This window comes from Ramlibacter sp., from assembly GCF_041916345.1.
Lineage (GTDB): Bacteria > Pseudomonadota > Gammaproteobacteria > Burkholderiales > Burkholderiaceae_C > Ramlibacter.
Genome location: NZ_JAYRZR010000150.1, coordinates 1 through 5,801 on the forward strand (window position 1 = coordinate 1; position 5,801 = coordinate 5,801).

Here is a 5,801-nt window from a genome sequence, read left to right on the forward strand (position 1 = left end):
TCCAGCACCCGCGCGGCACCTGCTCATACAGTGCTGTTCGAGTCGGCCGCCCCCCAAAGTGCCTGGTTGTTGTTTGCGGACAAAGACTTACCGCGCTCAGCGCAAAACATCCCGGACAGCAGTGCGCGACGGCGGGAATCCGCCCCTCGTCATTCCCGCGCAGGCGGGAATCCAGGAGGTTCAAGCGAGCCACCACCTCCTGGGTCCCCGCCTCCGCGGGGACGACGGCGCTTTCCGGGCCGGCGTCAGATCGCCAGGTTCAGATCCACATCGATGCCCGCCCGGCGCATCTCGCGCGCCAGCAGCAGGCGCCACAGCCCGCCCCCATCCATGGCATGGCGCGGCAGATCGGCCAACTCCGGCCCGACCTGCGCGCCTTCGGCCACCAGCAGGCACATGCGTGAGGGCCCGGGCGCCGCCAGCAGGAAGCCGGTCTCCAGCATCAGCCCGCCCGCCGCCACGCCGGGGCCGACCAGGATGACGGCGAAGTCCACGCCCTGCAGGCCTTCCAGCCGCTCCATGAAGCTGCCTTCGGCATCGCCGGCCGTCACGGCCTCCAGCCCCAGCAACTCGGCAAACGCATAGGTGGCCATCAGCGGCTCCTCACCACTGTGGCAGACGATGGCGACGCGGGTACCGGGGGCTGGCATGGCAGGTGACTCCGAAGGCGGTGAGGTGGGGGCAGGCGCGGGGGCCGCGCGTACCGGTGCGGGGGCGGCGACGCGCGCGGGCGCCGGGGGCGGCGGCGCGGGCCGCGGTGGGGGAGCGGTCGGGGCCGGCGTCGGTGCCGCCGTCGGGACGGGTGCTGGCGCACGGGTCGGCGCGGGCGTAGGAGGCGGTGTCGGCTCCGGCTCCGGCTCCGGCTCCGGCTCGGGTTCCGGTTCAGGCTCCGGTTCGGGTTCCGGCTCAGGCTCAGGCTCAGGCTCAGGCTCCGGTGCCGGCGTGGGCGCAGGGGTGGGGGCAGCCGTCGGCGCCGGGGCGGGCGCCGCCTTCGGCGCCGCACCACCCAGCGTCATCGGCTCCCGGCCTTCCAGCCGGTCGGTCACCAGTTGCCGCGCGGCAGTGAGCTTGTCGATGGCGCCGGCGACGCCCTTGCCCACCGCATCACGGAGTTCATTGGCGGTGAACCGGTCACCGAATGAATCGTCCAGCGAGGCGTCGAGCGGCCCGCACATGAACTTCTTGGTCTCGGCCGAGCCGACACCGAACACGTCGGCCAGCGTGCCGTTGATCTTCTTCTGCAGCAGGGCCAGCCGCGGATCCCATCGGTCGGTGAGACCGCTCAGGCCGAAGGCCTTGACCTCGCGGATGCGTCGCGACAGCTTGTCGAGCGCGGCTTCGAGGGCCGCCTTTTCCTGGGCGCTGGGGGAGCCCGGTTTCCCGGTGGACATGCAGCCTCCTCGTGGCGAACGATGCTCACTTTAGCAGGGCCACGCGGCCGCGTGCCGCTCAGCCCAGGAGGCGGCTGGTGCCGAGCACCAGGTGCGTGACGATGTGGGCGAGCATCGCGCACTCCAGGCCCCGCCGCCAGAACAGCCAGCCATAGACCACCCCGGCCAGCATGTTGAGCGCCAGCGTGCGCGCCACGACGCCGGGATCCAGGCCGATCCCCTGCGCCAGGGCTGGCAGGTGACCCGCAGCGAAGAGCGCGGCCGAGACGGCGATGCCCAGCCACACCGCCCCGGCGGGCGGCACGCCCCCGGGCACCGCCACGCTGCGCCAGGTGACCGCCGCGATCACCAGGCTCATGACGCCCCAGCGCGCCAGCACCTCCTCGGCCAGGCCGCCGTACAGCACACTGATCAGCCAGCTGGCCGCGTCAGCCTGCGCATTCGCCTGGCGCAGGAAAGCCTCCCAGCGGGCGCCCAGATGCGGCGCCAGCAGTGCATCCAGCCCGAGCAGCGCGAGCGCGACCAGCGTGCCCGCCAAGGCGGCGAGCCGAAGGTCGATGACCGCGTCGCCATCGCCTGCCAGCCTGCTGCGCAGGCCGACCCGATGCGCCAGCGCCGTGCCGGCTGCCGCCATGACCGTCATCAGCACGAACGGGTTCAGGGCCAGCAGCAGCCGGACCTGCCAGTCCGGCAAGCTGGCGAGCTGGGGCGCCGCGGCCAGCAGGGCAGCCGGAGGCGCCTGCAGCAGCAGCGCCGCCACGCCGACCACGCCGACGGCCCAGATGCGCAGGAAGCGGTGGAGGAAGGCGATTGCAGTCATGGGCGGGCCGACCTGCGCCGTCTGCGTGGGAATGCAGCGCTCAAGTGATTCATGGCAGCTCCAGCTGGTAGGTGAGGAAATGGTCGTCGCGGACGAAGCCGTAGCGTTCGTAGAGGCCCTGTGCCTGCCGATTGTCCGCCGCCGTCTGCAGCGAGATGGTGGCGGCGCCCGTGCGGCGGGCCAGTGCCCGCGCCGCATCCAGCAGCTGCCGGCCCAGGCCGAGCCCGCGGGCCGACGCGGCGACATAGAGGTCGTTCAGCACCAGCGTGGGCCTGCACCGGACGGAGGAGAACGAGGGATAGAGCTGTGCGAAGCCCACGGCCGGGCCGCCCTGCTCAGGCCCTGCCAGCAGCACATGGGACTCACCCGCCGCGAGGCGGGCCGACAGGAAGCGGTGGCAGGCCTGCAGGTCGGAGGGCCGGCCGTAGAACTGGCGGTAGGCATCGAACAGGGGGACGGCCTGATCGACGTCCTGCAGGGTGGCGGCGCGGATGACGAGTGACATGGTGGACTCCAGAAAGCAGAGGTTCGGGCCCGGCGGGGGCGGAAGGTCTGCCGCGATGATCGACTAGGATTGGATGGCCTGAAAGGACCACTTCGCATGAATCGGGCAGACCAGTTGGCCGAGCTGTTCGCCACGTCGGTGTGGCGCGTCGACCGTGCCGGGCCGGCGCTGCGTACCCAGCTGTACCGGCAGTTGCGCGATGCCGTGGCCGAAGGGCGGCTGGCGCCCGGCGCCCCGGTGCCCTCGAGCCGCATGCTCGCGCGTGCGCTGCGGGTGTCGCGCAGCACGCTGGTGGAGGCGCTGGAGCAGCTGCGCGTGGAGGGCTACCTCGATGCGCGCCAGGGCGCCACCACGCGTGTGGCAGCCCTGGAGCCGGGGCACCTGCTGCGCCCGCCAGCGACGACCGGGCCAGCCGGTGCGCACGCACCGGCCGCCGACGCGACGTCCCCGCTGTGGGTCCAGGACGATCCGCCCATGGCCGTGACGCTGCGCGCGTTCCGGCCCGGGCTGCCCGACCTGCGCGCCTTTCCCGGGCGGGAGTGGGCCACGCACCTGGGCCGCCGCAGCCGGCAGCCGGCCAGCCATGACCTGAGCTATGCCGCCTGCACGGGCGTGCCCGCCCTGCGCGAGCAGATCATCCGCCACGTGGCGCAGACGCGGCACGTGGCGGCGCGGGCCGACCAGGTGATCGTCGTGCCTTCGGCGCAGGCTGCGTTCGACATCGTGCTGCGCTGCTGCGCGCGGCCGGGCGACACGGCGTGGATCGAGGACCCCGGCTATCCGGGCATGCGCACCCTGCTGCGCGCGCACGGGCTGCATGCCGTGCCGAAAGCGGTGGACGCCGAGGGTCTGCTGCCCGAGCCCGGCCCGCACCAGCTGCCGCGCGTGATCTACCTGACGCCGTCGCATCAATACCCGACCGGCGCCACGCTGTCGCTGCAGCGGCGCCTGGCGCTCCTGGAGATCGCACGGACCAGCGGCGCGGCGATCATCGAGGACGACTACGACAGCGAGTTCCAGAGCCACGGCCAGCCCATCGCCAGCCTGCAGGGCCTGGACCGCCAGGGCTGCGTGCACTATGTCGGCACCTTCTCCAAGACGCTGGCGCCGGGCCTGCGCTGCGCCTACCTGATCGTTCCGCCCGCCTACGCGCGGCTGGCAGAGACCGTGGCCTCCGCGGCGGGCGTCGGCGTGCCCATCCACGTGCAGCTGGCCCTGGCGGACTTCATGGCCGATGGCGGCCTGCGCCGCCACATCCACCGCATGCGGTCGGCCTACGCGGCGCGGCTCGGCCTGCTCCACGACACGCTGCGGCAGTCGGGGGCCGGGCGCATCGTTCCCTTGCGCGCGGCGGGCGGCCTGCAGCTGTGCGCCGCGCTGCAGATCGGCCTCGGCGATGTGGAGGCGGCACAGCGCCTGCGCGGCCAGGGCCTGCACGCCGTGCCCTTGTCGAGCCTGGCGCACGGCCCGGTCTGGCAGGGGCGGCAGGGGTTGCTGCTGGGCATCGGCCTGGTCGCCCTCGATGAGGTGGCGCCGCAGGCGAGGCGGCTGTGCCAGGCCCTGCTGCCCGCCGGGTGATGAACGAAGCTTGATCCTGCAAGCAGGCCCCCGCGATGTCGCGCATCCGGCTGGACAACGCGCCGGGAAAGCCCCCTGCCCCAAGGACGAGCGCCTCATTCAAGCCGCGGCGCACGCAGGCTTGAGGTGAATCGGGCATCGCCCCGCCTGCGCTGGCGACACGCTCTGCCGAACGGAGGCCATTCGGACTATCCACCCCACCACGGATGCGACGGAGCGGTCTGGCGCGGGCTATCCTTCTCACCAGGAGGTGCCCGAATGACGGCGATTGCCAGGATCATCCAGGACCATGCCCGGCCCGCCGTGCACATCCGGCGCTCGAAGCAGCCCACCCGCTCGCACTTCGGCGGCCAGCCGAACTTACCTGCCGGTGTCGAATGGCCCGAACACGATGGCAGAAGGCTGACGCTGCTGGCGCGGGTTTCCCTGCCCGAGATGCAGGCCGCCCAGGCCATCGACTGGCTGCCGCGCGAGGGCGCGCTCCTGTTCTTCTACGACGCGGAAGAAGAGCCCAGGGGCTTCGACCCGAAGGACGCCGGCAGCGCGCGCGTCTTGCAGGTGCCGGATCTCGCCGAGCCCGCGCGGGCCGACGAGGGCGGGCCGGGTGACTTCGATCTGGGCACGCAGCCCATCACCTTCGCCAGCATCCTGTCACCCCCCGGTCCGCACCGCGAACGGTTCGAGATCCAGCCCGACGACGTGGAGGCTTTCGAGGCGCTGGGCGCCGAGGTGTACGGCGGCAAGCCCCGCCACCAGATGGGCGGCCTGCCCCACTGCGTGCAGAACGACGCGATGGAGCTGGAATGCCAGCTGGTCACGCACGGCCTGTACCTGGGCGACGAGACAGGCTGGAACGACCCCCGCGCGCAGCAGCTGGCCCCCGGCGCCGCCGACTGGCGCCTGCTGCTGCAGCTGGACGACGACGACGAGCCCGGCATGCCCATGTGGGGAGATTGCGGCCTGCTGTACTTCTGGATCCGCGGGCAGGACGCGCGCAGTGGACGGTTTGATCGGGGGTGGACGATCTTGCAGTGTGGGTGAAGGCGCGGGGGGCGTGGGCCGAGCGGAGGGAGGCAGTGGGTTTGGGGCTGCGGTGTGTAGGGGGGAATCTGCGCCAAGGAAGGTAACTGCCATGGTGCGTTCTGGATGGTCCATCGCTTGCGGGTGCTCTGGGTCGGAAGTGGACCTCAAGCCCTGCATACTTGGCAAGAAATCCGTCGGTAGCACATGCGATCAGATGCTCATGTCAACGCGCTCTCTGCGATGGCCGCAAGGGCGGAGCAGATTGAAGAATGGACCATGGCCGCGCTCGACGGCAAGGATGTTCCTGCCGGTTTGCGCCACGCCTTGGCCAGCGCACTCCTTTGGGGCTCTATCGTCCACCTGGATCCGTGACCTCCCCAGCGTAGGCCTTCACCCTGCGGGTGAAAAGTTGCTGTTCTGACGCGTCCGGTGTTAACCGAAACTGGGGTTGATGCGTTATGGGTGGAGCAATCTCGCAGTCTTG

At 71.5% G+C, this 5,801-nt stretch carries 5 protein-coding genes; 2 read left to right on the forward strand and 3 right to left on the reverse strand.

Features of this window, described 5'->3' with window-relative positions; genetic code table 11:
* Positions 1 to 245: 245 nt before the first annotated feature.
* Genes ACE3T5_RS20920 through ACE3T5_RS20930 form a run of 3 tightly spaced genes read right to left on the reverse strand, consistent with a single transcriptional unit; the run spans position 246 to position 2,716 of the window.
* Positions 246 to 1,391 (reverse strand): hypothetical protein, encoded by a 1,146-nt coding sequence (locus ACE3T5_RS20920; RefSeq protein WP_374670045.1) that lies wholly within the window; start codon positions 1,389 to 1,391, stop codon positions 246 to 248.
* Positions 1,392 to 1,449: 58 nt separating this feature from the next.
* Positions 1,450 to 2,211, reverse strand: coding sequence for a type II CAAX prenyl endopeptidase Rce1 family protein (locus ACE3T5_RS20925; protein ID WP_374670046.1), 762 nt, complete (start codon positions 2,209 to 2,211; stop codon positions 1,450 to 1,452).
* Positions 2,212 to 2,260: 49 nt separating this feature from the next.
* Complete coding sequence (locus tag ACE3T5_RS20930; RefSeq protein WP_374670047.1) at positions 2,261 to 2,716, reverse strand: N-acetyltransferase family protein; 456 nt, start codon at positions 2,714 to 2,716, stop codon at positions 2,261 to 2,263.
* 96 nt (positions 2,717 to 2,812) lie between these two features.
* Between ACE3T5_RS20930 and ACE3T5_RS20935 the strand changes: the two genes are divergently transcribed.
* Together ACE3T5_RS20935 and ACE3T5_RS20940 are read left to right on the forward strand one after the other, a co-directional pair.
* Entirely contained in the window at positions 2,813 to 4,294 is a 1,482-nt protein-coding gene (locus tag ACE3T5_RS20935) for a PLP-dependent aminotransferase family protein (protein WP_374670048.1), read from the forward strand.
* Between the two features lie 258 nt (positions 4,295 to 4,552).
* Positions 4,553 to 5,335, forward strand: a complete 783-nt coding sequence (locus tag ACE3T5_RS20940; protein WP_374670049.1) for a YwqG family protein — start codon at positions 4,553 to 4,555, stop codon at positions 5,333 to 5,335.
* Positions 5,336 to 5,801: the final 466 nt, after the last annotated feature.

Bases quoted from the DNA above. Each gene is read 5' to 3' on its own strand.
- ACE3T5_RS20935 (WP_374670048.1), top strand. From the start codon at position 2,813: ATGAATCGGGCAGACCAGTTGGCCGAGCTGTTCGCCACGTCGGTGTGG.
- ACE3T5_RS20920 (WP_374670045.1), bottom strand. From the start codon at position 1,391: ATGTCCACCGGGAAACCGGGCTCCCCCAGCGCCCAGGAAAAGGCGGCC.
- ACE3T5_RS20940 (WP_374670049.1), top strand. From the start codon at position 4,553: ATGACGGCGATTGCCAGGATCATCCAGGACCATGCCCGGCCCGCCGTG.
- ACE3T5_RS20925 (WP_374670046.1), bottom strand. From the start codon at position 2,211: ATGACTGCAATCGCCTTCCTCCACCGCTTCCTGCGCATCTGGGCCGTC.
- ACE3T5_RS20930 (WP_374670047.1), bottom strand. From the start codon at position 2,716: ATGTCACTCGTCATCCGCGCCGCCACCCTGCAGGACGTCGATCAGGCC.